22 protein-coding genes and 1 pseudogene are annotated in these 26,986 nt (G+C 42.4%); 8 read left to right on the plus strand and 15 right to left on the minus strand.

Annotated features, from left to right (window positions below; translation table 11 throughout):
* Positions 1-199 precede the first annotated feature (199 nt).
* Entirely contained in the window at positions 200-1,459 is a 1,260-nt protein-coding gene (locus RMY32_RS13585) for a glycoside hydrolase family 10 protein (protein ID WP_322714969.1), read from the plus strand.
* Positions 1,460-1,543: 84 nt separating this feature from the next.
* Here RMY32_RS13585 and RMY32_RS13590 read toward each other — a convergent pair whose 3' ends face one another.
* The 3 genes from RMY32_RS13590 to RMY32_RS13600 are packed head-to-tail and all read right to left on the minus strand — an operon-like array spanning position 1,544 to position 3,395.
* Positions 1,544-1,735, minus strand: coding sequence for a DUF6887 family protein (locus RMY32_RS13590; protein WP_322714949.1), 192 nt, complete (start codon positions 1,733-1,735; stop codon positions 1,544-1,546).
* On the minus strand, positions 1,732-1,908 hold the full coding sequence (locus RMY32_RS13595; RefSeq protein WP_322714950.1) for a DUF6888 family protein: 177 nt from the start codon (positions 1,906-1,908) through the stop codon (positions 1,732-1,734). The genes RMY32_RS13590 and RMY32_RS13595 overlap by 4 nt, the downstream gene beginning before the upstream one ends.
* A 5-nt stretch (positions 1,909-1,913) precedes the next feature.
* Positions 1,914-3,395 (minus strand): site-2 protease family protein, encoded by a 1,482-nt coding sequence (locus RMY32_RS13600; RefSeq protein WP_322714951.1) that lies wholly within the window; start codon positions 3,393-3,395, stop codon positions 1,914-1,916.
* 466 nt (positions 3,396-3,861) lie between these two features.
* Between RMY32_RS13600 and RMY32_RS13605 the strand changes: the two genes are divergently transcribed.
* The 4 genes from RMY32_RS13605 (at position 3,862) to RMY32_RS13620 (ending at position 8,835) form a co-directional block, all read left to right on the plus strand.
* Positions 3,862-4,500, plus strand: coding sequence for a sigma-70 family RNA polymerase sigma factor (locus RMY32_RS13605; protein ID WP_322714952.1), 639 nt, complete (start codon positions 3,862-3,864; stop codon positions 4,498-4,500).
* 33 nt (positions 4,501-4,533) lie between these two features.
* Complete coding sequence (locus RMY32_RS13610) at positions 4,534-5,499, plus strand: DUF1822 family protein (RefSeq protein WP_322714953.1); 966 nt, start codon at positions 4,534-4,536, stop codon at positions 5,497-5,499.
* Between the two features lie 23 nt (positions 5,500-5,522).
* Positions 5,523-7,928, plus strand: a complete 2,406-nt coding sequence (locus RMY32_RS13615) for a CHASE2 domain-containing protein (protein WP_322714954.1) — start codon at positions 5,523-5,525, stop codon at positions 7,926-7,928.
* 133 nt (positions 7,929-8,061) lie between these two features.
* Positions 8,062-8,835, plus strand: coding sequence for a DUF928 domain-containing protein (locus RMY32_RS13620; protein WP_322714955.1), 774 nt, complete (start codon positions 8,062-8,064; stop codon positions 8,833-8,835).
* Between the two features lie 238 nt (positions 8,836-9,073).
* Here RMY32_RS13620 and RMY32_RS13625 read toward each other — a convergent pair whose 3' ends face one another.
* From RMY32_RS13625 to RMY32_RS13670, 10 genes and pseudogenes are all read right to left on the minus strand, one after another.
* Positions 9,074-11,662, minus strand: a complete 2,589-nt coding sequence (locus RMY32_RS13625; RefSeq protein ID WP_322714956.1) for a CHAT domain-containing protein — start codon at positions 11,660-11,662, stop codon at positions 9,074-9,076.
* Between the two features lie 54 nt (positions 11,663-11,716).
* Positions 11,717-15,523 (minus strand): filamentous hemagglutinin N-terminal domain-containing protein, encoded by a 3,807-nt coding sequence (locus tag RMY32_RS13630; protein ID WP_322714957.1) that lies wholly within the window; start codon positions 15,521-15,523, stop codon positions 11,717-11,719.
* Between the two features lie 130 nt (positions 15,524-15,653).
* Entirely contained in the window at positions 15,654-17,036 is a 1,383-nt protein-coding gene (locus RMY32_RS13635) for an HlyD family secretion protein (protein ID WP_322714958.1), read from the minus strand.
* 74 nt (positions 17,037-17,110) lie between these two features.
* Positions 17,111-19,327 (minus strand): peptidase domain-containing ABC transporter, encoded by a 2,217-nt coding sequence (locus RMY32_RS13640; protein ID WP_322714959.1) that lies wholly within the window; start codon positions 19,325-19,327, stop codon positions 17,111-17,113.
* 269 nt (positions 19,328-19,596) lie between these two features.
* Positions 19,597-20,004: a hypothetical protein gene (locus RMY32_RS13645; RefSeq protein ID WP_322714960.1), complete on the minus strand. Its 408-nt coding sequence runs from the start codon at positions 20,002-20,004 to the stop codon at positions 19,597-19,599.
* A gap of 396 nt (positions 20,005-20,400) precedes the next feature.
* Positions 20,401-20,647: pseudogene (locus RMY32_RS13650) on the minus strand (cysteine peptidase family C39 domain-containing protein); the annotation flags it as partial.
* 230 nt (positions 20,648-20,877) lie between these two features.
* A complete protein-coding gene (locus RMY32_RS13655) occupies positions 20,878-21,243 on the minus strand; it encodes a beta/gamma crystallin-related protein (protein WP_322714961.1) in 366 nt (121 codons plus the stop codon).
* 286 nt (positions 21,244-21,529) lie between these two features.
* Positions 21,530-21,877, minus strand: a complete 348-nt coding sequence (locus tag RMY32_RS13660; protein ID WP_322714962.1) for a hypothetical protein — start codon at positions 21,875-21,877, stop codon at positions 21,530-21,532.
* A gap of 415 nt (positions 21,878-22,292) precedes the next feature.
* Entirely contained in the window at positions 22,293-23,045 is a 753-nt protein-coding gene (locus RMY32_RS13665; RefSeq protein WP_322714963.1) for an AraC family transcriptional regulator, read from the minus strand.
* A gap of 246 nt (positions 23,046-23,291) precedes the next feature.
* Positions 23,292-23,894 (minus strand): helix-turn-helix domain-containing protein, encoded by a 603-nt coding sequence (locus RMY32_RS13670; protein WP_322714964.1) that lies wholly within the window; start codon positions 23,892-23,894, stop codon positions 23,292-23,294.
* 591 nt (positions 23,895-24,485) lie between these two features.
* Here RMY32_RS13670 and RMY32_RS13675 point away from each other — a divergent pair.
* The 3 genes from RMY32_RS13675 (at position 24,486) to RMY32_RS13685 (ending at position 25,958) form a co-directional block, all read left to right on the plus strand.
* The gene (locus RMY32_RS13675; RefSeq protein WP_322714965.1) at positions 24,486-24,614 is read left to right on the plus strand and encodes a hypothetical protein; all 129 of its coding nucleotides are present in this window, start codon (positions 24,486-24,488) and stop codon (positions 24,612-24,614) included.
* A gap of 122 nt (positions 24,615-24,736) precedes the next feature.
* Positions 24,737-25,816 (plus strand): S8 family serine peptidase, encoded by a 1,080-nt coding sequence (locus RMY32_RS13680; RefSeq protein ID WP_322714966.1) that lies wholly within the window; start codon positions 24,737-24,739, stop codon positions 25,814-25,816.
* Between the two features lie 13 nt (positions 25,817-25,829).
* Complete coding sequence (locus tag RMY32_RS13685) at positions 25,830-25,958, plus strand: hypothetical protein (RefSeq protein WP_322714967.1); 129 nt, start codon at positions 25,830-25,832, stop codon at positions 25,956-25,958.
* A gap of 4 nt (positions 25,959-25,962) precedes the next feature.
* Here the strand turns inward: RMY32_RS13685 and RMY32_RS13690 are convergent, their stop codons facing one another.
* Both RMY32_RS13690 and RMY32_RS13695 read right to left on the minus strand, forming a co-directional pair.
* A complete protein-coding gene (locus RMY32_RS13690) occupies positions 25,963-26,751 on the minus strand; it encodes a biotin/lipoate A/B protein ligase family protein (protein WP_322714968.1) in 789 nt (262 codons plus the stop codon).
* Between the two features lie 87 nt (positions 26,752-26,838).
* A partial coding sequence (locus RMY32_RS13695) for a transposase (protein ID WP_322714970.1) occupies positions 26,839-26,986 on the minus strand: 148 nt, incomplete at its 5' end.

Here is a 26,986-nt window from a genome sequence, read left to right on the forward strand (position 1 = left end):
ATGTGAAGTTACACATATCTAGATCCCCCTAAATCCCCCTTTTTAAGGGGGACTTTGATATGTTTTTCTGGTTCCTCCCTTTATAAGGGGGGCTAGGGGGGATCGAATTCTATGCAGCTTTATAAAAAATTGGTATTAAGCATTAATATTATTTATCATGCCAATGTTTCCTTCACTGACACAGACATTTTAAATAATGATGAAAAGGTTTGTAGAGTGGTGTGTTGAGTTTTCTTCTTGGTGGAATATTCGCCAGAGTAGAAAGTCTCTTTTGTTTATAGTTATGCTTACCTTAAGCGCGATCGCGACGCTGATTTTGTCGTTTCCTTTGAACGCTCAAATTAATCTGCCGTCAACGCCAAAATCTGAGTTAAGGGGAGTGTGGTTAACAAATATTGATAGTGATGTGTTATTTGAGCGCGATCGCCTCAAGGGATCTTTGCAACGCCTTGATGAACTCAATTTTAACACCATATATCCGGCGGTTTGGAATTGGGGATATACATTGTATCCTAGCAAAGTTGCCCAAAAAGTTATCGGGCGATCGCTCGATCCCACACCAGGACTTAAAGGGCGAGATATCCTCAAAGAAATTGTCGATGTGGGCCATCAAAAAGGGTTAACAGTAATTCCCTGGTTTGAATTTGGCTTTATGGCACCAGCGGATTCTCTATTAGCTAAAAATCGTCCCCAATGGCTCACCAGTCGCAGCGATGGGACTCGGATTGTCAAAGAAGGTACACATAATCGCGTTTGGCTAAATCCCTTTCGTCCAGAAGTACAACAATTTATTCAAGATTTAATCGTTGAAATTGTTAGAAACTACAATATCGATGGTATTCAATTTGATGACCATTTTGGCTTACCATCAGAATTAGGATACGATGCTTATACAGTGGCACTTTACAAAAAAGAACACGGTGGTAAAGCTCCCTCGAAAAACTTCAAAGATTCAGAATGGGTACGTTGGAGAGCTAATAAAATCACCGAGTTTATGAAGCGGGTATTTACAGCTATCAAAGCTACTAAAAAAAATTGCCTGGTTTCCGTTGCTCCTAATCCTCAGCGTCTTTCCTACGATTTCTTTTTAGCAGACTGGCAGAAGTGGGAACGGCTAGGAATCGTCGAAGACTTAGTTTTGCAGGTATATCGGGATGACTTGAATGTTTTTATCAGCGAATTAGAGTATCCAGAAGTGAAAGCAGCCAAGAGTCATATTCCAGTGAGTGTAGGCATTTTGGCTGGGTTAAAAAACCGATCTATACCAATGCAGCAGATTCAAACACAAGTGCAAAAAGTACGCGATCGCAATTTTGCCGGAGTCTCATTCTTTTTCTATGAAACCCTCTGGAATATGAGCAAAGAAAAGCCGCAAGACCGTCAATCTGGCTTCCAGAAGATTTTCCCCACACCAACGGCTTACCCGAATTTGCTAGCAGGTTGGAAACCTTTCAGTTAATTTTCCTCACAAGCTGTCTGTGAACACATCGCTTAAATTAAGCGAAGGTTCACCGACAATCACTTAAGGATCTTTCATGGTAATTTAACTAGCTTGCTGTCCAAACCGTCTTTGTAAATCAGCCTCCGCTTCCTCAATAGTCATCGGCATCTGTTTTGGAGATTGGGCACGTCTCCTGTCGATGTAGACATGGAATGCTTCATCGTCGTTGCGATGCTCCAAAATATAAGTTCTTAGCTGCTCTAAAGGCATTTGTTGAAAGTTAGGTTGTGTCATGACCAAAGAATTTCTCCAGTTGATGTTACCTCAGCTTCGATTGAATTATTTGCCAAGATATAAACATTTCTGATGCGCTCGTCTAATCTTACAAGGTCTATTCCTTTATAAACTCTAGTAAGTTGAGCGCACACCCGAATTGCAGAGATTGCTTGTTTGGGTGTAGGCTGCATAAACACTATCCTATTCCCAAACGCCCAGCCAAGCCAGGAGTTAAGGGTAGAAGCGTGGTAATCATCAAGAAGAGAGCCAAAAGACCCAAAGCGGCTCTAGCATCATCAGGTTCAGTGACTTCATTCAAGCTGGGGCGTTCTTGATCCCGTTGCAAAAAGAAAATTACGATCGCCCAGTACATGGCAAGAGTATTACCGAGAGACACTACCGCTAGTAAAATTAAAGTTGCGATCGTTGCTCGTCCTGCGGTTTTGCGTCCATAAATCGCCTGAATAATTCGCCCACCATCTAGTTGTCCTGCTGGCATCAAATTCAAAGCGTTAATTACTAACCCCAGCCAACCAATTATCACTAAGGGATGAACACTTACCAAGGATGACTGCAATGCCGAACCAAGGACAACTCGCGCCAAGCTTCCTACCAAAATCGACCCTTGGAAAAACTGATTGGGCAATTGAAATAAACTACCTGGGTGGGAAAGCAGCAAGCCCGTCACCAACATTAATAAAGAAACGATGCCACCTGCGGCTGGCCCTGCCAAAGCGATATCAAATAATACCTTGCGGTTGGGCAATAAAGACTCAAAGCGGGTAATTGCACCAAAAGAACCAATTTGCACTGCGGGGAGAAAAAAGGGCCAGCTAAGGCGAATTTGGTGACGCTGGGCAAGTAACCAATGACCAATTTCGTGAGCTAGTAAAATCGAAAATATTCCCGCGCCTATGGGCAAAGCTTCTTGAAACCGCCCTGGATTGGCAAAAAAATCAAAATTTAGCAGTAATCCCGCAGCTTCTAAACTTGTAGCAATGGTCGCTATCAACAGAACACCTGCAAAGGCTTTTTGCGATAACAACATCGGCCGGGGATCGTTGCGGCTCGGTAGGACAATCACTACAGGTCTACCGTCTGTATTTTCCACTAAAAACAGACGATATTTATCGCCAAGGCGTTGTTGTAAACTTGCAGTTAGACGGTTGTGAGTCTCTTCTGGTTCTCCCCGTAGATTGCCTTTAAAAATAGCTCCATCTTGGTAGGCGATCGTTTCTGTAGCAAAAAATGTATCGATACCGAAAATACCTTTAACTGCATTCAAGTCTTCTTCTGGTATCGGTGGGATTTCCGGTTTCAGTTCTGCTACTTTTGGTTGTGGGGAATTTGCTTCAAGTGAGGAAGCCGCAGCGAGTCTTTCTGTGGCGCGTTGCTTGAGGATGGTATCTTGCCCAGCTTGGCGTAACTGTCTGCCCAAGTAGACGTACAATCCGGCAGATGTCACCACTAAGAACAATATACCCGTTATATTGATGTAAATCCCTGCGGCAAACAATCCAAAAAACAAAAGCCAGGGAGTCATCAACACCACCGACTGTAACCAGGCTAAGATTCCCAGTTTACCAAAAGGTCTGGCGCGATAAAAGCCCCAGCCCAAAATGCCTAAAGCTACCAGTAGGATTGCCGCCAGGATAGAAGTTTCTGATAAAGTAAACATCTCCAAACCTTTGCTATTGAGACTAAGCCAGAACAAGTCCGGTATTGCAGATACACTTAATAATGTATAACGCCGCCTGTAATCTGCCCAAATTATCCCGTTTGGCGTAGTGATAAAACTTCATCTCAGCTACGCTGTTGTTGTTATTTATGTAAAACTAGCCCTTTCAAGGTGGGTAAAAATTTTGGTCAAAAATTCCTTTTTAATCTCTTTACTCTGTGTTCTCTGCATCGCTATGGTTAGATAAATTACTTTAAAGGAATTTAACTTTCTATCGAATTTGAAAGGAGGTCAGCATAAACACCAAAAAATCTGGTGTTGCGCCGAGCCACATCTTCCCAGTCCCCGGTTCAATACATAAGCACAAAGTTTTGTAACAATTATGGCTGGTTTGTGTAAAAGTTGCGAGTAATACATGAGATATAGATGAATTTGCAACTTGGTGCGTTCTGATTCGAGGTCTTTTATGAGTAATGACTGGAGAAAACAACTAGATGGACAACTTAAAGACTTAGCGATCGCAGCCCAACAATATACACACCTAACCAAGGAAAAGCGGATAGCTTTAACACGTTTGATTAATGCTATTTGGCAGTCAGGTAAGCTTGTTAGTCCTTATAAAGGTCAATTTCAACTACTTTATCAAGATATCTATGATGAAGCAGTACAAAATTTATTTTTCTATATTTGTCAAGATAACAATATTAACAAGTATGACCCAGAACGCGGCGAAGTGATGACTTGGGTAAATATGCTATTAACTAAACGTTTTTTTCCAGAGGCTATACCCAAAATTATCGGCAAAGAAAATGAAATAAATCTTGAAACCTCTCATCTGGAAAATATACCTTCATCTCAATCTATGTCTTTATTTGAACAAGTAAGAGAATGTATAGAAACTGACCCAGAATTACTTTTTTGCAAGGAACATATTAAAGGTCATCCAGAGGCCAACTTTCAAGCTATAGCTAAAAGAAGATGTTCTGGCATTTCCTGGAAAGAGATTTCGGCAGAATCGGGTATTGGAATTACATCTCTTCATAGTTTTTATCAACGTTGTTTGAGAAAATTTGCTGCTAAATTTCATGAATATTTATGTATTTAATGTTTAATATCATCTAATCAGCTAGGCAAAAATATGAGCAGAAGCATCAACGTTTTAACATTTTCAGCCCCAATACCGGTGGATGGAAGGCATCGAGCAGAAGAGTTACGCAGACAACAAGCCACGCAAGCAAAAGGCGAACAAGTTTATCTCAATACTTTATCTGTGTCGTTCGTAAATTATTATCTATGTTGCATGGGATTTGAGACAGACTTGCATAAAAGTGATAGTTGGAATGTCATCCAACAGACACTTATGGATGTTGCTGATTTATCGCTAAAAAACTTGGGCTTATTAGAATGTCGCCCAGTATTGCCAGATACACAATTTGTTTATGTACCGCCAGAAGTACAGTCAAATCGAATTGGCTATGTAGCTGTGCAAATTGGCAAATCATTTAGAGAAGCAACGCTGCTGGGATTTGTCAAGCAAGTACAAACTGATTTATTACCCATTAACCAATTGCAACCTTTAGACAATCTCTTGGAGTATTTAGAAGAACTTTCTCAATTACAAGTTGCTGCAATAGCTGATAATTCGCTGAACCATAATCAGAATTTAGTTAATTTGAAGCAATGGTTGGAAAATATTTTTGAAGCTGGTTGGCAAGAAGTTGAGACTCTTTTAGGCACTCAAAGTGCTAATCCAGCTTGGGGTATGAGAAGTAAGGCAGGTGCTTTTCTTAGCAGGGGTAAGTTGATTGATGTAGGAGATTTTTTGAGCAAACGTGCAGTGGTTTTAGTCGTTACCTTACCTTCAGATAACGAGCAAGAAATGGACATTATCGTAGAATTACATCCGACAAATGGACAAGATTATCTGCCACCAAATCTCCATCTAATGGTGCTGGATTTTGAGGGGGCATCTGTGATGGAAGCTCAAACAAGAAGCAACAATAAAAATATTCAATTGGAATTTAGTTGTGAAGTGGGAGAACGTTTCAGCGTTCAACTTGTTCTGGGAGATATCAGCATCACAGAAAATTTTGTCATTTGTTAAGAACAACAGCAGGGGTGTTGCCAATGAAAAAGTTAGTTGTGCTGAAACTAGATGGCAATTTGCACTTAGGCGTGCAGGTAACGCTGGAGATTGGAGAAGAGGGCAAACGCCCGAATACAGAAATTACTGGCAAGCTACCCTCCAATCCAGATATGGCAACAGCAATTGACCAATGGCAGTCCACATATCGCAGCTTGTGGAAATCTACCCGCATCAAAGCCAAAAAAATTATTTACGATGGTTCTATTTCCCAGCGCCGTCAGGAGTGCAATACAAAAGCTAGTGAGGTACGAGAGCATCTGAATAACTGGTTGCTATCAGAGTCTTTTCGTGCCGTGCGGGAAAAATGGCTCAAACACTTGATGCCAGATGAAGAAGTGCGGGTGTTGATTCGCACTCATTGTTTGCAACTCAAAAAACTTCCTTGGCATTTGTGGGATTTAATCGATCGAGATTACCCCAAAGCTGAAGTTGTTCTCAGTGTTCCAGAATCAGAATTAGTAACAACCGCATTGCACACATCCATCAGCAGAAATAAAATTAGAATTTTGGCAATTTTAGGCAATAGTGACGGTATTGATGTGGAGCAAGACCGCCAGTTACTAGAGAAATTACCTGATGCTACTACAACTTTTTTAGTAGAACCTGAATATTCAGACATCGATGACAAATTATGGAAACAACCTTGGAATATCTTATTTTTTGCAGGTCATAGCAAAAGTGAGGGTGAAGCTAGTTGCATCTATATTAATAAAACAGATAAATTAACAATTGATGAACTCAGATATGCCCTGAGAAATGCTGTTGCCAACGGGTTACAATTGGCGATTTTCAACTCTTGCGATGGATTAGGATTAGCACGAGAACTACAAGATTTACAGATTCCGCAAATTATTGTCATGCGGGAACCAGTACCAGATAAAGTAGCCCAAAAATTTTTAAAGCATTTTTTAGAGGTTTTTTCATCAGGAGAATCTATATATGCTGCGGTTCGCACTGCCAGACAAAGGCTTAAAGGAATAGAAAAGGAATATCCAGGTGCAAGTTGGTTGCCAGTAATTAGCGAACATCCTGCTGTAGTCTCAATGACTTGGGCAAAGCCCCGAATTCCTAAGATTCGCCGCCTTGGAACCTTGCTACTGTTGAGTCTGCTGATAACTGTTGGTGTACTGGGGGTAAGACATCAAGGAGGATTGCAAACATCGGAATTGTTCTTATATGACAAATTTATGCGATCGCGTCCACAGGAAAAGCAAGATTCGCGCTTATTAATCGTCACTGTAACTGAAAACGATCTTGACCTCCCAGAGCAGAAGCAAAGAAGTGGCTCATTGTCAAATCTGGCACTGGCGCGACTGTTAGATAAACTTGCACAGTTCCAAGCCAGAACCATTGGCTTGGATATTTATCGTGCCGAACCAGTACAACCTAACCAGGCTTCTTTAACCACTCGTTGGAAAACTGATGACAATTTCTTTGCAATTTGCAAAGTTAGCGATCGCACCCAAAACTATCCCGGAGTTTCACCTCCCAAAGGAGTTCCACCAGAACGCCAAGGATTTAGTGATATTGTTCCCGACTCAGACAATGTTTTGCGTCGTCATTTATTAGCAATGCAGCCAGATAACCCTATATCTCCTTGTACTGCACGCTACGCGCTTAATGCCCAACTGGCATTTCACTATTTGGAGAAAAAAGGGATTTTTGCGAAATACACCCCCCAAGGAGATTTACAGCTAGGTAACATCGTTTTTAAACGGTTGCGATCGCGAAATGGCTCCAAAACAGAATCGCAGATGGGAGGCTATCAAAAAGTGGATATCGGGGGCTATCAAATATTGCTTAATTACCGCTCTTACCAAGGTTCACCTTTAGAAATTGCACCTATTGTCACACTCACAGATGTTCTGAGAGGAAAGGTCAACCCCGAACAAGTCAAAGACCGAATTGTTCTCATTGGTACTACTGCCCAAAGCTTCCGTGATTATAATCCTACCCCCTACATGACTGAACAGGGTTTTTCTCAGGAAGTACCAGGAGTGATTTTACAAGCGCAAATGGTGAGTCAGCTGGTGAGTGCTGCGATCGATGGTCGACCTTTGATATCAGTTTTGCCTGTTTGGGTTGAAGCGTTATGGATTTGGAGTTGGTCTGTGGTTGGAGGTGCGATCGGCTACGCCGTGTCGCAGACAGTTACTTGGCGCTATCGATCGAGACTATATCTATTAGTTACGGGAGGAGGCGTACTGGGGGGCTTATACATTCTTTGCTTAATTTTCTTTTACCAGGGCATTTGGGTTCCCCTGGTTCCGTCAATGTTAGTTTTAGTACTTACTGGTAGCACAGTAGCGATTTACCTATCTACACAACAAGGTCAACCCCTTCCCTACGGGACGCTACGCGAACAGGGAATTCAAAATTCAAAATGACGCTCGCAGACTCGCTAACGCTGCGCTAACAAAATTCAAAATTAACGATCCCCATAAATAAATTTAGTTGCTCTGTATCCTTTTCGTTTTCGGTCAGCGACAACTGATTTCTACAAGTTGAGGTATAAAATAAATGAAATTGTCTGTGCAAAAGATTCAACTTTTCCTCGCTATTAGTTTAACACTCCTTAACTGTATCCAAGTGCAGGCACAGCCTGAAAACCCCAATGGACAATTAAATCAATCACTGATTTTCGCTGCGCCGCCCCCACCACCAGACATCGGGGAACCAGGTAAGCGAGGGGAAGCAGGTAGTCGTGGCTGTAGTCAGGATATAAATAAGCAGATGACTTCTTCTCAAAAGCGGCTCACAGCTTTAGTACCTATTTATTCAAACTCAGAATTGGTATTTGGAACAACGATCGCAGAGCATCCTAGTTTCTTATTTTATGTTCCTTATGCATCCGACTTTGCATCTGGAGAGTTTGTGTTAGAAGATGAAGCAGAAAATCAGACTATTTATAAAACTTCTTTAACGGGGACACCAGGAATAGTTAGCTTTCGTTTACCCTCAAAAGCATCACCTCTAGAGACAGGTAAGCGGTATCGTTGGTATTTCAACATTTACTGTAATAAAGATAACCAAATTATTGCTAATGTTGAAGGCTATGTAAAACGAGAGCAACTAAAGCCTGCTTTAAAAACTCAATTAGAAAAAGCAACACCACGCCAGCAAGTAAACCTTTATGCGGCTAATGGTATTTGGTATGAAGCGCTGAGTGCTGCTAGTGAATTGCGTCGCCCCAATTCGCAAGAGACTTCTTGGACGGCGCTGTTGCAAGCTGTTGGTTTGAATGATTTTGCAACTGAACCAAGGGTGGAGTGCTGCAATTTAGAGAGTAAGTAATACCAATTCAAAATTCATGCATTCGATACAATCGCATTGTTAGTCGATGCGATCACATTGTCACCCAGTACAATCGCATTGTTAGTCAAAACAATCGCATTGTCAGTCGATACAATCGCATTGTCAGTCGATGCGATCGCATTGTCAGTCGATACAATTGCATATGCATAACTAAATGGACAAAAACTTAACTTTAACTCCTAGTATGAATTCCACCACATCAAGTGGTGAGAGTGGCTCAAAGCCAATTACCCAGAAGAACATAGGGGGCCCAAAACCTGGGACGTTTGTATTTGGGATTTTGCAAAAGAGCTAGCTGGGCGTGACGGAGTAGTTCAGCTTTAGTCAGGTTTTTGTTAGCTAACTCTTGGTAAAATTGACTCATCAACACAGCAGTAGATTCATCATCCAAGTTCCACAAAGAAGCGATGGTACTGCGTGCTCCTGCCTGAAAAGCGACACCAGCAATTCCTAGTGTAGCTTGTTCGTCCCCGGCAGCTGTTTGACACGCACTAAGAATCAGCAATTCAATCGCTTCGGGTCTATTTTGCTCTAGCGTTTGCACTAACTTATTTAAGTTTTTGACATAAATACGCTCATCCCAAGCAACAATAAATGTCTCTTCAGCCTTGGAGCTAAACTGACCATGAGTTGCAAGATGAACAATCGGGAAAGATAAAGAATTAATTTGGTTTTGCAAAGTTTTGCTGGTAAATTCTTGATTTAGAAGGATGCTGCTAGGGACTTGAGAGCGGATTTCTTCTAATTCAAGTTTGACGTTGGGTAGTGCAGAAAATCCCGAACTTGCTTCACTCAATCCTGCGGCTATGGCCTTTAATCCTTTCTCCAATGGTTTGAGTTCAGTCAGTTGCAGACTGGGGGTGAGTGCAATGTTATACTTCTCAACTAGATACTGTTTGCCATCGTAGAGAACTGCCATCGGAATATTTCGCAACCAGCCGTCCAGCACAAACACCAAAGTAGGAATTTTACTTTCAGCTAAGGCAGCTTCCGCAGGTTGAATCAGCCATTTGTAAACCTTTTGGGATAAAGATTGAATCTGTCGCAGCGTGTGTGGTTTGGGTAGATTTTCCTGTAGTTGCGCTAAAGTAGTTTCTACTTCTTTTTCAACTACAGGGGTAGTGTAGTGCAGCCAACGCTGTTGAGGCAACTTGACGATCACCTCTAGTCGGTCTGGCAAAATAAATGGATAAATAATTGCTGCCGTTGGATCTTTTTTTGGATTACGGATTTGAGCATTTAAACAGTTGTTGCGAAAAAAGTTTTCTAGTTCTGCTATTTGGAGTAATTCGATTGTATTGCTGGCTTTTGCGAGATTTTCAAAGCTAACTTGCGAGTTACCCTGAGATTGCAAAATTAGATCGACTAACTGTCGATAAACTGGTTCAACTTCCTCTCGAAAGGAAAATTTCACCGCAGAATTGACAGCAACTAAATCACTGCGGAGGGCTTGAAGGTTATTAACTGCTTCTGTGTAAGCTGCTACTGCTCCTTTGATATCTCCCTGAGCTTTCAGCAAACGTCCCAGTTGCCATTGCCATTGATAGCCAATGTCTTTAGCGTCGATAGCTTGAGCAATGAGTAAAGCTTGTTGGGTGAGGTTTTGGGCATCAGACCACTGTTGAGTTTGTTCGTAAACTTGGCCTAAAACACCAATAGCATAAGATTCTGTGCGTTTATCTTGCAAACTTTTTGCTTGCTCAATCGCAGTTGCTAGCAATTGGGCAATGTCCAACCATGAGAAAGCGTCTGCGGCGGTTTGCTTTCGGAATTGGATTAGACTTTGGGCAAAGTTAATCAGGGCAGAAATTGCTGTCCGACTAATGGGTAAGTTGTTGAGCTGAGTTTTCATTTGAGAGGACAATGTTTGGAAAGCTGACAATTGGTCAGTTTTCAGCAATAGTCTTAGTTGATTAGCTTGAGCTTGGATGCGTGTAGTGGGTGAGGTTGCAGTTTTGAAAGTTTGTTGATAATATTTTATAGCTGTTTGGGTGTCTTGCTGTACGCGGGCTGTATTACCAAGACTGAGGAGAATATCAGCGATCGCTTCTCGATCTGGCAACGATGAAGCTAATTCTAAACTTTGCTGCAATATCTGCCGAGATGTTTCTAAATCACCAGTGACTTGCACGACATTGCCGAGACTATGCAAAGCTGCAACTTTAACAGGTGAGTTGGGTTGACTTTGGAGAATCTGGGTACTTTCTCTTAATGTCTTCTCGGCTTGCCGATAAAATCCTAAAGCTTGCAAAGCTTGCGCTTGGTTAATCCGATTTTGAATAACCGCTCTCTTATTGCCTATTTTGGTATAAATGTCAAGCGATATTCGCCAAGTATCTAGAGCATCTTCAGCTTTGCTTTGAGCTAATTGCAGGCGACCTTTGATATCTAGGACTTGGGCTAGAATTTGCGAAGAGTCTTTGGTGTTTATATTTTGAGTAGTTTGTAATAAGTTGAGACTTTGAGCGATCGCAGTTTCTGCCTCTGACCACCGTCCCAACTGCTGATAAGCTAATGAGAGATTACCCAGTGCGATCGCAAGCCTTTGTTCATCTCCATTGCCTTGTAATGCAGAGATACCCTGTTGCCAAGAATTAGCAGCTTCAGCAAACCGTTCGGTTTCATAAAATTTACTGCCCTGTTCCAGCAAGTTTTGGGCATCGGACAACCTTTTAACAATGGAGTTTTCCGCAGTTATATTTGCGAAAGTGGGAGGCAATAAAAGAGCGCCTAAAAACACAGACAAAAGTAGCAGTACACTTAAAAAGCGTTTGATTTTCCGTAATCTAGATTTTTTTATCACCATGTTTTTGCTTTCACTTGCACCGCGTTTTTACTCAAAATAGACAGTGTAAGTTGCTCAACCTCCCTGACGTTGATTAAATACACTACAATCGGCTGTCCTTTGCCACGAATCATGAGGCGTGACGGTGGGTGCAACAAGAGTGAGAATTACATCGCCATTAGCAGCAATTACCCAACCAGTAGCTTCTACTATGCGATTTGGTGTTGGGTTAATCGGATTTCTGGAAACTGCTGGAGTAGGAGGTTTAACTACTCCTGGGTTGAGAGTTACCAAATCTACCTGCACTGCATCAGCGCTGAGGGCTTCACCCGGATTAGGCGGTAAGCCACCGCGTCCGGTGATGATAAATTTGCTTTGTGCTTGAGAGCTATCCGCAGTACAACCTTGGGCTACACGGCTATCAACTGGTGCGGCAGGTAAGTTGACTAAGCCACTGTTAGGGTCAATGTCGGGTGTGTTAAGTTCTACAGTGCCGTTTACACCAAACTCAGAACTAGCGGTGATATCCGAAAGAGAAGTTCGGTTAGAGTGGGGTTGAATGCCATAGATACCAAAGGCTTGAATATCTACTCTGCCACCACTGCCTGTATAAGCATTAGCAGTGATGTCGCTATTTTCCCTTGGGACGGCAACTATGAAGCCCGACGGGGCATTTATAGTGATGTTGCCACCATTACCACCAGCTTGTGCTGTGCCTGCGGTGGTGGAAATGGAAGCGCCACGACGCAGAAGCAGTAAATCAGTTTGTAAGTTGATGTCGCCACCGTTACCCGATGCAGATTCGGCGTTGATTGTGCCACCGTTATCTAAGGTAACTCTAGGTGAATTGACAACAATATCTCCAGCAGTGCCCGTTGGACTTTGGGAGTTAACGAACAAGCCACTGGTAAAGTTGGCACTCTTGCCAGAAATGCGAACAAAATCAGCAGCATTAACTTTGATTGCACCTGCATTGCCTTGTCCAAGGGTTGAGGCAGTAAAATAAGCGCCATCTTGTAAAGAGAAAGAACCAGAATCGATAGTAATGTTACCTCCATTGCCAACTGTCCCTTCTTCCACCCGACTGGAAATACCACTAACAAAACCATTTTTCTCTCCAGCAATGTTAACAGCGCCAGTCACTTTTACATTGACATTCCCCGCATCGCCTCGTCCTGCTGGCTGGTTCTTAGATGCCCAACGAGTGGCAGTTAGCATTTGAGCGCCATCTGTTAGCGAGAAAGAAGCAGCATTAATGTCAATATTGCCACCCTTACCCACAGCCCCTGCTTCCACCGTGCTGAAGATAGCAGCAGTATTAGCAAGAGAAACAGCATTAAGTGCCCGTACTCTCACATTCCCTGCATTTCCTTGTCCAACAGTTTCAGCAGAAAGAAAAGCGCCATCTCGTAACGAAAAGGAACCAGAATCGATAGTAATGTTACCTCCATTGCCAACAGCGCCTCTTTCCACCCGGCTTAAAATTGCACTGGCAAAACCATTTTTCTTCCCAGCAATGTTAACAGCGCCTGTAACTTTCACATTGACATTCCCCGCATCCCCCCATCCTGCTGGCAGGCTATCAGATGCTCTAGCAGTAATAGTTTGCAGGTTAGCACTATCAATTAGTGATAGGGTTGCAGCATTGATGTCGATATTGCCTCCCTTACCTACACCTCCCGAACCCACCATGCTGAAGATGTTAGCATCTGCAAGGTAAATAGCATTTTTGGCACGCACTGTCACATTCCCCGCATTTCCTTGTCCCAATGTTGAGGCATTAAGTAGAGCGCCATCTCGTAATGAGAAGGAACCAGAATCGATAGTAATGTTACCTCCATTGCCAACTGCCCCCGTTTGCACCAAGCTGTTAATCCCACTAAAAAAACGGTTTTTCCTTCCAGCAATGTCAACAGTGCCAGTAACTTTCACATTGACATTCCCTGCATCCCCCCATCCTGCCGACAGGGTATCAGATGCTCTACGAGTAGCAGTTGCCAGTTGAGCGCCATCTTTTAGCGATAAGGAGGTAGCATTAATGTCAATATTGCCTCCCTTACCTACACTTCCCGAACCCACCGTGCCCAAGATGTTAGCATCTGCAAGGGAAATAGCATTTTTGGCACGCACTATCACATTTCCTGCATTTCCTTGTCCCAATGTTGAGGCAGAAATTTGAGCGCCGTCTCGTAACGAGAAGGAACCGGAATCGATAGTAATGTTACCCCCATTGCCAACTGTCCCCGCTTCCACAGAGGTGGAAATCCCACTAGAAAAATTATTTTTCTCGCCAGCGATGTCAACTTTCCCAGAGACTTTCACATTCACATTCCCCGCATCTCCCTGTCCTGCTGGCTGGGTAGCAGATGCACGACGAGTAATGGTTATTAGGTTAGCTCCATCGATTAGTGATAATGCTGCTGCATTGATGTCGATATTGCCACCTTTACCTACACTCCCTGCTTCCACCGTGCTGAAGATGTAAGCATTATCAGCAAGGGAAACAGCATTTTTGGCACGCACTGTTACATTCCCCGTATTTCCTTGTCCCAATGTTGAGGCAGCAATTTGAGCGCGATCGCGTAACGATAATGAAGCAGAATCGATAGTAATGTTACCCCCATTGCCAACTGCTCCCCTTTGCACGAAACTGTTAATTCCACTGGCTAAACCATTTTTATCCCCAGCAATATCAACAGCCCCAGTAACATTAATATTGACATTCCCTGCATTTCCTTGTCCCAATGTTGAGGCAGCAATTTGAGCGCCATCTTGTAATGAGAAAGAACCAGAATCGATAGTAATATTACCCCCATTACCTTTTGATTCCAAGCCCATCAGATTGCTAACACTACTCCCAGTGCCAGCAACTTTGATTTCCCCGGTAGTATTTAGCCTAATATCTCCTGCAACAGCTTCAGGTGTGCCCAATCCTTGCCCAATACCAGCAGTTAGGATAGTTCCTCCTAAAATCTCTAGATTAGAGGCATTGACTGCTATATTACCGTCACCAGCCCCAGTTACATATATACCTGCTTGATTAGTAAGAGATACTGAAGTTCGCGCAATATTCTCAGGAAATCTTAAGCTGAGATTATCGCCATCTACATCCAATGTTACACTACCAGATTCGCCTAACCCTCCTAACTCAACTCGTCCACCAAAAGCATTTAATTGTCCCCCATCCATGCTGACATTTCCCCCCACCAGCAGTAAACTTCTTCCATCTGGTACTCGTAAACCAAATGCATCAAAGCCTGCTGGATCTGTTCCAGTGGGTGCTATTGAGTTATTTTGAATCGCTCCGTTTTGATTAATCTGATTAAACAGCAATGCTGAAGGATTAATAGTCAACAATGGTGAAGGGATATTTTGATCGGTAGCGCTAAAAAATCCGATATTTCCAAATTGCAGTGCGTTTGCTGTACTCGCCACAAATGAACCACCAACATTTAAACTGGCATTTGCACCAAAAATAATCCCATTGGGATTAATTAGAAACAGGTTAGCTGTACCATTAGTGCCAATTAACCCATTAATATTAGAAACCGATCCACCCGTTACTCTGCTAATAACGTTCTGGATGTCAACAGTATTATTAAAGTAAGCCGCGCTATTGGTGGGGACAGAAAACTCCTGAAAACTGTGGAACAAATTGCTTCCAGCTTGGGTTCCCCCTTCAATGATTCTGATATTGTTTTGTGTTGTAACACGAGAATTATTGGGTAGAGTGCTATCGGGGGTAATTTGGGCAAAAGCGCAATTAAAAGAGAAAGCAAATGTTTGCAATACAGCTTCACCGATCGCACTACCCATTACCAACCAACTTCTCAGTGCGAATTTCCAGCACCAAAGCGGTCTGCATCGCTTTATTCTAGACATTGCACCCCTTAAATAACTAGCAAGTAAACTACACCCTCTTATAAGGATAGATAGAAAATCCCTGGCAGGATTGCGAGAAATAATTACGAATAGTTACGCTGCGATGCCTGCGGCGGGCTACGCCAACGCACTACAAGTCTGCAATCAACCTCGCCTTCCTCAGAAAGAATTGCATTACAGTCTCTTCTCTAGAAATAATATCAACCGTACCTTCCATTCCCAATTGCAGCGCACACAGGTGTTTGTCCCTACCTAGAGAAAGTCTTTCTGGCTCAATTGTTACCCCATAGAACGCAGCAACGCTTGCCATCTTTTGATTGGCAGATGTAGTGTCGGTGGCATTAGCAGCATTTCCAACAGGTGCGATTGCATCTGGAGAAATCGTCTTAACCTGGCCTTTGAGAGTACCATAATCTGGATAAGGACAAGCAGAAACCCGCATTTGTACCTTTTGACCTTGTTTCAACTTATTTTTATCTTGAAGTGCTACTGCTGCTTTAATCTCCAAGGGAGCATCACTAGGGACAATTTGGGCAATTTCCCCTCCAGCAGGCACTGTTTGACCAGAGTTTCGCAGGTTTAATTTAGAAATAATCCCGTCTGCTGTGGCTGTAATCACAGTTTGGCTGAGGTCGATATTTACTTGTTGAAGTTCGCGGGTATCGCTCTCTAGCTGTTTTTGAATTTCAATTCGTTGCTGGATTAGGCTAAGACGTTCTTTATTTAAAGTAGCAATGCTGGCTTGACCGGTAGCTTTTTCTTGGGCAATGCGATTATAAGCGATCGCTACTTGTGCATTACTAGGATTAAGGGCAGTTTGGACATTTTGCAATTTGGCTTTAGCTGCCTGGAGGGCTTGTTCTTGCTGGCGAACAGCTAGTTGTGCTTCCTCAAATTGATCTTGAGACAAGGCTCCGGCTTTGGCTACAGTCTCATAGCGATTTCGCTTTGACTGAGCTGCTTTGAGACCAGCATCCGCAGCTTTGACATTAGCATTCGCTTCTTGGACATCAGTAGCGGTAGTAATAAGTTTATCTTGATAGTTCCGACTGCGATCGCTTAATTCAGATTCAGCACCAGCAATAATCCGGTTGATGCGCTCTGTTTCAGCTAAAACCTGGTTATTAATGGCATTAATCTGGGCGTTGAGTTGAAAAAGTTGTAAACGACTTTGCCCAATGTTACTTTGCAATTGGCTCTTTTTCGTTTGCAACTTCGAGTTGTCAATAGTGGCAATAACATCCCCTTTTTTGACAACTTGATTCTCTGCAACAAAGACGCGCATCACCTGACCCTCTGTCGCAGCTTGAACGAGCCGCAATTCACCAGCAGGGCGGACAAGTGCCTGTGCTTTAACTGTCACTTTATATTTGGTAATAGAAGCCAGTGGAACAGCTAGCCCCACAGCACAGACAAAAACTAGTCCGCCCCAAGTAGTCCAACGACCAAGCGGCGGGAGAAACTCGTTGTCTTGAATGGGAGGCAAGTAGTCTGAGTTGGAATGGCTAATCATGTTGTTTTAAGCTGTTACGCATTTAAATTGGATATTTACTTGTCATTTGTCATTTGTCATTTGTCATTTGTACGTTATTTACTGATTGCGCTGAATTTACCGTTGGAGTTAGAGGATTTAGGCACTAAACCATTTGTAAATGAGTCAACGCTGTCTAAGAAGTCTAAGTGTTCGCCAGCTTGATGGCGTAGAGCCTTTGGAGTGCCTTGAATTTTCAAGCGCCCTTCTTCTAGCAGTACAATCCAATCAGCCCGCCCAATCACTTTGGGGCGATGGCTAATCATAATTGTGGTTTTGCCCTGGCGATGGTCAAGCAGTCTATCTAGCAGTTTGGCTTCACTTACTGGGTCGAGAGCGCCAGTGGATTCATCTAAAATTAATATGGGCGGATCGGTAACTATAGCTCTAGCGATCGCTAATCTTTGTCGTTGTCCACCAGAAAGATTCGCGCCAAATTCACCTAAAACAGTTTGATATTTATCGGGAAGTTTACTCATAAACTCATCTGCACCAGCAATCTCGCAAGCTTGCACAATTTGTTCAAAGGCGATTTGAGGATAGCTGAAGCGGAAATTTTCAATAATTGAGCGACTCCAGAAATGAGGTTCTTGAGGTACTAGCACCACCTGTTGCCTCAGACATTCCATTGAGAGGTCTTGCTGATTATAGATGCCATAGCGGATATTGCCAGATTGGAGGAAATATAAACCAGCAAGCAGTTTGGCGAGGGTGCTTTTACCACAGCCGGATTTACCAATCAGACCAATGACTTGACCGCCAGGGATAATCAGCGAAAAATCTTGCAGCAAGTCAACTCTACCTGCGTGGTGGAAATTAAGATTAGTGCAAGTAATATCTATATTGCCCTTCAGTTCTGCCCAAGGCTTTTTTTCGTCCTTTTGGTCTTCTGGGGTAGCATCAATTACCTCCGTCAGGCGTTGGATGACTATCTGGGCAGTGATAAACTCATCAACTAAGCCGATAACTGAACTCAAAAAGCCGAGAAAGTTGCCACTCATACCAGTAAATGCTAGCAACTGACCAATGCTCAAAGTGCGATTAATCACTAAATATGACCCTAACCACAGTAAAGCAATATTCGTGCAAGTAGAAAAAATACTGGTGATTGTGCCACTATAAAGCCCCAGTTTCATCATACTCCAGCCCAAGTTAGCCAGCCGACCATAATTTGCCTGATACTCTTGCCAAGCTTGGGGAGTGGCTTGGGTAGTTTTTAGCACCTGGACACCACGAAAAGTTTCAACGAGAAAGCCTTGGTTTTCTGTACCTAAGACGATCGCGTTGCGGGTTTTCTGGCGCAAAGCTGGGAGAAAAAGCAGGTTGACGAGGGTGACAATCATAAAAGCAGCCAAGGAAGCCAAAGTCAATGCCCAACTGTAAAAGAGCATAAAGCCCAAGGAAACCAAGGCGATAAAAAATTGGCTGGGTAAACCGAGGACAATTTCGGAAACTAGCTCATTGATGTGATCCACATCGGCAATCCGGCTGACTACTTCTCCACTGCGTCGTCCTTCAAAGTACGAGAGGGGCAAACGCAACAGTTGTCGTCCGTATTCTAGAATCAGTCCTAATTGCAGTCGTTGACCAAAGTGACCGATTAGGTGAGATTGTACCAAACCGATCGCACTGCTAAATAGATTCATCGCGATCGCGCCAATTGCCACCACGGTTAGCAGTTGCGTATCTCCCCGCACTAGCACGTCATCGGTGAGCAATTGCATCATTAAAGGAGAGACAAGGGAGAGCAGCCCGATGACAATGTTAATTGCGATCGCTTGAATCAGAATAGCGCGATAGGGTAAAACCCGCATCAGATAACGCCCAAAGCCGCCAATTTTATCATCTGATTGCTGATAAAAGCGGCTGTCGTCTGGCGTTAGCAGCAGCATGATGCCATTGCCCCACCCTTCGCTCAACTCCTCGCGGGTGAGATAGCGGATGCCTACACCAGGGTCAGCAATTACATATTTTTTCCCCTTTTGACCGTATAAAACGACCCAGTGGTAGCCTTTCCAGTGAATGATGGCGGGTAGAGGGGCTTTATGCAATTGGTCAAGCAGTTGTGCAGAGGCTTTAACTTGACGCGTATTAAATCCTAGAGTTTCTGCACCCCGCCTCAAACCCAGCAGGCTGGTTCCCCGCGATCCTGTACCAACTACTTCCCGCATTCGACTAATTGCAAAGGTGCGTCCGTAGTGTTTGGCAATAGTGGCAAGGCAGGCAGCACCACAGTCTTCTTCGCTGTGTTGTAGAACAATCTGGTATTTCATCTTTAAGATTTATGCAGCAGAGAAAGATCGGTCAGGGCGAAAGCCCTGACCGGAGCTGGTTTTCAGTGTATTAAAGATTGTGTTGCAAAAACTTTTAAAAACCCTACATGTAATTAAATTACAAACTGTAGTATTACTACAAATAGTGTTGAAAAATTTTTTTGCGATACAACCTGATTGCCCGATCAAACTTAAAAATGATCGCTTTAACTAAATTCCTCAATCCAGAAGTCAGACGATACTAACGGCGAAAAGCTAAAACCATCCTGCTAATAGGTGATCGGCCCTGATATATTTTTGGCGAGATTAAACCCGTCAATTGAAAAGTTGAGCCTGAAGGCGACTCCATCGCGCACGTTTGCTGCAACAGTGATCAGCTTTCCTGCCGAGTTTGGAGGAATCGACCTTACGAAACTACTTATATCACGTAGGTTATCGGCACGCACGGCTTTAACTTTTATGAATTCATTGATATTCTGATTCAATCGAATTGAAATGTCTTTGAATTGACGAGTGGTAGTATATACCTTTGAAAATGTCCTTGATCCGAAGGCAGGAATTGTTCCTGAGAAGGTTGATCTGGCTCCTCCTGTTAGAGAAGCAGAATTGTCATCTGAAATTTCTTCCAACACAGAGTCTAATTCAGTTAAGAGTTGTTCCTGCTGATTGACTTTCATCTTTTTTTCCTAATTAAGTGTGAATTGTTCTGCAATAATTTCTCAACCAAATAGTGCAAAGCACTTAATATCAACCTTTTACAAGTTACCTTTTGTAAAAGTAACCTTGTATTAATAGGAATCAGATTTGATTACTGAAAGCTTTCCAAGATATGAGCATTATGGGAGAAAGCTTTTAGTCTTAGTATGCTTTGAAGAATCAAGTTGCATTCCTATATTTAGTAGTGTAGAAAATAAAAATTTTAGGGACAATGCACATTTTGTTGTTAAAACTATTCATTATGTCGATCGTGATTGACGCTAACATTAGAACGCTGAGTATTACGCCAAACTTGAGGTGTAGTCCCATGAAACTGGCGAAATTGACAAAAGAAATATCCTTTATACTGATAGCCGAATGATGGCGGGTAGAGGGGCTTTATGCAATTGGTTAAGCAGTTGCACCGAGGCTTTGACTTGACGCGTATTAAATCTTAGATTTTCTGCACCCCGCCTCAAACCCAGCAGGCTACTTCCCCGCGAGTACCAACTACTTCCCGGATTCGACTAATAGCAAAGGTGCGTCCGTAGTGTTTGGCAATAGTAGCAAGACTTGCACACCACAGTCTTCTTCACTATGTTGCAGAACACTTTGATATTTCATGGTCAAAACTGAAACCATCTAGCTTTGTTGGTTCTATATCTGTTGTTGATTGTTGAAAAGGTAAGCTTCTTGAGTCTTTCAAAACAATCGACAACAAATGTGTTGTGTTACTTTTTGTTAGAGAGAAAGGCGAGCAAGGGGAAAAGAGAAAATCTTGATCGCCTTAAATGTTCTACTGGTCTAATCAGTTTGTTTGATCGGAGTCATGAGCGTTTAGCAAAAGTGCTGGCTCAATCGATTCGTTTGAAAGATGAGATTTTGTCATTCCAACTGCTGCCAAAGCCCAAGGGATACAAAACAAGGTCGTACCTTCCTCTTGTGAAGGTTATGGATCTACCCTTGTAATTCGCATCCTCGTAAAATTCCCATTCACCATCCTTAATTAGAACCGAGCTAATCTCGTCGTTTGCTCTTGAACTCAGTGTAGCCCTACCCCCAATGTTGAAACTGCCTAGCAAACCTGAAGCACCCAAAACACCGGTGTCTTTGTAGAGTTCCAATGCCGCACCGCCTTGAATAGCAGCAGCAGTCTCATTGTCAAGTTCTGTTACTGCAATTGCATCAAGTTGATTAAAATGTTCTTTGGTGTTTAACATTGCCACTTTCCTTTTCTAGATTGATGTTGATGTGGAATTATCGCAATCCTATTTGAGTTGTGAAAATTTCTGTTATGGTCGTCATTCGTCATTTGTCATTTGCAATTACAAAGGACAAATGACTAATGACAGCTAACTCCAAAAATATTTCACAAATGATTTAGGACTGCTATGGTCCGCTCGGACTACTAGGCGTTAGGCTACCGCTGCAAAGCTGTAATTTAAACAATGAAAATTATTTAGCTTGCCTAGTAGCTCCTCGTGCTTTGATTTTGTCTACTTGACTCTAAGTTAATACTATACGCCCAGCTGAACTGTTCTGGACGGTGACTCTCTGGGTGAATTTCGCTGACACCCATCCTGCTCGTCCGAAGAGTTTGCGGAACCCGTTGGTGATGCCACTTGATGCCTCAAAAAAATCCCCACGTTGGATAGACCCGATCGGGCGCAATTTGGTGCTGGGAGTCGGACGAATATTCAATGAGGAACCGGGGTCGATATTTTTTGTAGTGTACGTAAGGGTACGGCCTCCCTCGACGGTAGCTGCTGCTTCGGGAGTCAACTCGGTTAACAATGGTTCCTGTTGAATAGTGTCCATTTCAATTTGTTTCAAGTTTTCTTTGGTGCTTAACATTGTCGTTTTCCTTTTCTAGATTGATGTTGATGTGGAATTATAGCAATCCTATTTGAGTTGTGAAAATTTCTGTTATGGTCGTCCTTGGTCATTGGTCATTAGTCATTTGCAATTACAAAGGACAAATGGCTAATGACAGCTAACTCCAAAAATATTTCACAAATGATTTAGGACTGCTATATTTGCCAATAAGATGGCTAAAGCATCTTAATATCAGCCTTTTACAAGCTACTTTGTTTGAAAAGTAAACTGTATTAATAGGAATCAGGTTTGATTACTGAAAGCTTTCCAAGATATGAGCTTTGTAGGATAAAGCTTTTAGTCTTAGTCTGCTTTCAAGAATCAAGTTACATTCCTATATTTAGAAGTGTAGGAAATAAAAATTTTAGGGACAATGCACATTTTGTTGTTAAAACTATTCATTATGTTGCAATTGATTGACACTAACATTAGAACGCTGAGTATTACGCCAAACTTGAGGTGTAGTCCCATGAAACTGGCGAAATTGACGAAAGAAATATCCTTCATACTGATAGCCGATTGCACAAGCAATCTGATTAACTGGCTGGTTGGTTTCCAGAAGCAAGGCACGCGCAGCTAGCATTCGGCGTTCAAAGATCCAATCATTTACTGTTTTTCCCGTTTTGCGTCGCACTAGATTGGTTAGATAAGCTGCAGAATAACCAACTGCAACAGCTACGTCACTTAAACCAATCGATTGATGATAATTAGCTTCGATGTAATCAAAAACTTTCTTTAGTTGAGGGCAAATAGGAAAGAGCTGCTGTGGTTCTGATATCCACTGCTTTGAGGTAACGTGTTTTTCCAGTCGAGGAGCGATCGCTTCCAATAATTCTTCTGTGGAATCTAAAGTTGCCTGAAGCAAAGAAAGAGACTTTTCTAATTCTATCTGTGTCTGTCGATCGAAAGCTTTCTCACGACAAAATTGCTTTTTAGCAGTGGTTAATTCAGCTAAAAGCTCTTGTACTTTTGACTCTAACGCTCTATTGGTTCTTTGTAATGCTAAGAAACTCTGCTGGTGTAAGGGTTTGCGTAGCGTCTCGTAGAGCAGATGGTCGCAGACATCGCTCAGGTCACGATCCCAGATATGCGGGAGTGTGACTTGAAGAAAATTGCGTTGTTCTAAAATCCCGTTGCTAGAAACCATACTTCCACAAAACTGATTATTTTGAGTTGCTAGCTATTACTCGGTGAGTTATGTCTGTGTTTTACGCAAGGCATTAGTTTTTGTAAAATTACTTTACAAAACTAACGGCAAAGGTGAGTTACATACTTTCCAGGTGTGGTAAATATCAAAACCTTATCAGGTCTATAGGTTTGAGCAAAACCCTCATAGTCCGCATCTGCATACAATTTTCAAGGCTCTGTGGTGTTCTCAAGAGACTGCACGCTACTAGTTATTGGTCTGAGCAAAATTTAATGACCACCGAAAATCTGGCTCTGGGTTGGGTAGCAGGTTGCCAATAGTAATCCGAGAATTCTTTGTGTTATCAGTTTCTTTCTCGACAGTTTTGCGTGTCTGGCGAGTCGAAAGTCCCATTTCTTTGAGCAAGCGGTTAACATGGCAAGCACTAACTTTAATTCCCATCTCTTTTGTCAGATGTTTGCTTAACCATTGCCCAGTCCAGCGTTCAAATGGATAGCCATATTCACGCGGACTATGGCTTGCCAGTTCTTGTAAACGAGCGAGATATTGCTCATTTACAGCTTTGGGACGACCCATCGGGCGATCGCTCCAATGGTGAGCTTGACCTGTTTGGGCGATCGTCATCCAGTGCCGTGCCGTCTCTTGAGAGCATCCTAAAGCTTCACAAATTTGAGTCTGAGATTGCCCTACATCTGCCAACAATATGATTTCAATGCGACGGCGATATTCTGGACGTAAATCTGCTTCTAAACTCTTGAGCAAAAGCTTATGTTGGAAAGTTGTTAAGTATAGACCTTGCTTATCCACAGCAATTCCTCCTGGTATAACTTGCAATGCCCAAATAGACATTAATCTGGATAATTCTTGAGAACCTTTGTTACTTCTCTGAATCAAAACTCTGGGAATTCCACATCTCGTTACAAAACTTTACAACATTCGGATGAACAGTCAGAAGTCAGGCTTTATAAGCTTTGGTGGTGTGACAAACTAAAAACAGCACCATCTACAACAAAAAACATAGCTTCAGTTTGAAATTAGATGATTAGCAGTAGTAACGCGCTACTGCACTATAATTTTTCAGATAAAAGTACTTTTATTTTTGAATATTAAATAATTGAATAATTAAAACATAACTCATGTAATTTTGCATAAAAAATAAGTTTGAAATCTTGGAATTATAGATATAAATCTGATTAGGTAAGATACAGTTAATCTAATTACAAACAACTTCGTCTAAGAGATTGTTTTAAAAGTCGCAAAGTATACTATAAACCCCTTTCAAAACCTCTCCCCGTTGGCGCCAGCCTGCCGTTAGGCAAGCACATAGAGGCTTTGAAACCCCCATTCCCTTGTAGAGAAGGGGGGCTAGGGGGGTTAGTTTTCTGAGACTTAGATGTTACCAAAAATACTTGTTCATTCATCGTCTAAGAGGAAAAATCAATGGCTACTATCAAGATTTTTGATTTGCGTCCTACTGGTTCCGATCTATTGTCTGATTCTGAAGGCTATCAGGTTGTTGAATCAGACGATAACGAGCTGCTCATGATTTTGACATCGGAGAAAACATAGATATCTTCCAAAACCTCAATGTATTAGAAAAAAACACGCTAATCAGACCGTTTTTATCGTGGAACGAACCTACTGGAAAAGTAGAATCTAAATATATTCAGTTTTTAGTAAATGCACCAGAATTGCCCAGTTTAGATAATATAGTTAGAATCTCAGTTTCACCTAACGAGTCTCTTGTAGACGCAGCGATCGCAGTGCTTTCGTATGCTCCTAAGAAAAGTGAAGAGTTATACTTTGTTATTGCAAAACTTGCTGATACTAAAAATAGCAAAACTGATTTTTTTAAGTGGATAAGTGGTGCTAACGGGCTGGATCGTAGCACTGATTATGAATATATAGATGAAAGCGCAAATAATCGAACAGTTTATGGTTCTAGCAATGCACCCAACTCTATTGCAGTCGGTGCAACAAATATAAATAATCCTAGTGAAATTAGAAGTTATTCAAGTCGGGGGGGTTCTCCTATTCTGCTGGACTCAAGAGGAAATAGACTGGCTAAACCTATTTTAAGAAATAAGCCAGAAGTTTATGCACCAGATGGAGTTGAAACTGCTTTTGCTCCTGACTCTCCATTTGCTGTTTTTAGAGGAACATCGGCCTCCGCACCTCACGTAGCAGGCTTAGTAGCACTAATGTTAGATCGAGCCGATGGAAATCTAACTCCTGAAGAGATTCGTACTAAAGTCCAAAATACTGCACTTTCTATAGGAGAAGGTTCAGGGCTTGTACAAGCAGATCGGGCTGTTACAGAAGCATTCGTTTCAGAAAAAATAGGGTCTGACTGTACCGATTTTCTCTACGGGACAGATTCTGCTGACAATCTTTATGGAAACAAAGGCGCTGATATTCTAGTTGGGCGGGGAGGGCAAGACTATTTAGTAGGAGGAGACGGGAAAGACATTTTATTAGGAGGTAATGGTAATGATGTTATCGATGGCGGTAAAGGCAACGATATCCTTATTGGTGATAAAGGAGCCGATCGGTTTGTGCTGAGATCGCTTTATGGACAAGATAAAATACTTGACTATCGTCATGGAGAGGACTTTTTCATTTTAGAGGATCTGACATTTGAGCAGATCGCAATTACACAAGGCATTTTTAGCACTTCAATTCAGGTTAAAGATACACAAGAAAAACTAGCGGAACTTGTTGGAATACAAACTAGCACTATTGGGGTAGAAAACTTTATAGCGCTGGCATAGCAAGAAAGTTGGATTGATTCGCACGATCCGGTTAGCTTTGCAGATTAGACTCGGTGCGAAGAAATTGATGTGGCGATCGCAGTTTTATAGTACACAAGTACGATCGAGAGAGAGTTTAGGTAGTTGGCTGCAACTCAACTAAAGTACTAAAGTTTTGGAATAGGCGATCGCACTTCATAAAGCGATCGCAATTTAAGGATATCTTCCCATTCAAGATCGGTAAATGGTTGGGTAACTAGTTCTATACCAAAGTATTGTTTTGCCGTCTCTGTCAATGTCTCCACAATCTTTGCAATCCAGTCATCCTGTTCCTGTGTATTGCAAAGTGAGGTATTCCACGGAGCCGGTTGTTCAAAGATTTCCTGAAATAAACCTTTGTCTGTAGACAAAATCATCGAGCCGTGTTGAAGAATCGTATTTCTTCCTTTGCGTTGGGCGCTACCAATAAATTTACTTCCATCGGCAGTAACCAAGTCGGCTGCTGTTGCTGTGTTGAAACAACTGGGATTGTGAATGTAACCCCGTCCAGCAGAACCATAATTTAACTCAATATTCAAGGTTTGCCAGCCTTGGATCAAAAAATTACAGATTTTTTCATAAGTACCCCAGCTTTTTCCAGTACTAGCTGAGGTAATCACAGAGTAGGTCAAGTTTCCTTGGTGGAGAACAGCTCTACCTCCTGTTGGACGACGAACTAGATCGAGTGGCTGTCCCTGATAAATCAGATTATGCCAGTGGGCAGGCCATTGTTTTTGCAGATGTCCCAAGGAGAGGGCGTGGGGATGCCAGGTATAAAAACGCAAGGTAGGCGGATGCTGTCCCTTTTCAAATTGGTTGAACAACCAAGCATCGATCGCCATTTGCACTCCACCTGATGTCTGAAGCATTGGAATCAAACGCCAGGTGGATGGTGACTCGGTTGCTAGTTGTTTCATAGGTTCCAGACTTTGGAAATATATTGACATTCTAATATCAGTATCTAATAATGCTTTTATTTGAGTTTATAGCAACCGCCAAGGCGGTTAAGCCACTGTGTGAAGCACAGCTTCCATCGCATCTCTCAGACAGCCAAATTGAATTATTTGCTTACGAATTCGGCTTTTTAACCATGACCAACATCGCTCAATTTTGTTAAGCTCGGGGGAATAAGATGGCAAGTATTTTAACTGA

The organism is Nostoc sp. ChiSLP03a, assembly GCF_034531215.2.
Classification (GTDB): Bacteria; Cyanobacteriota; Cyanobacteriia; order Cyanobacteriales; family Nostocaceae; genus Nostoc.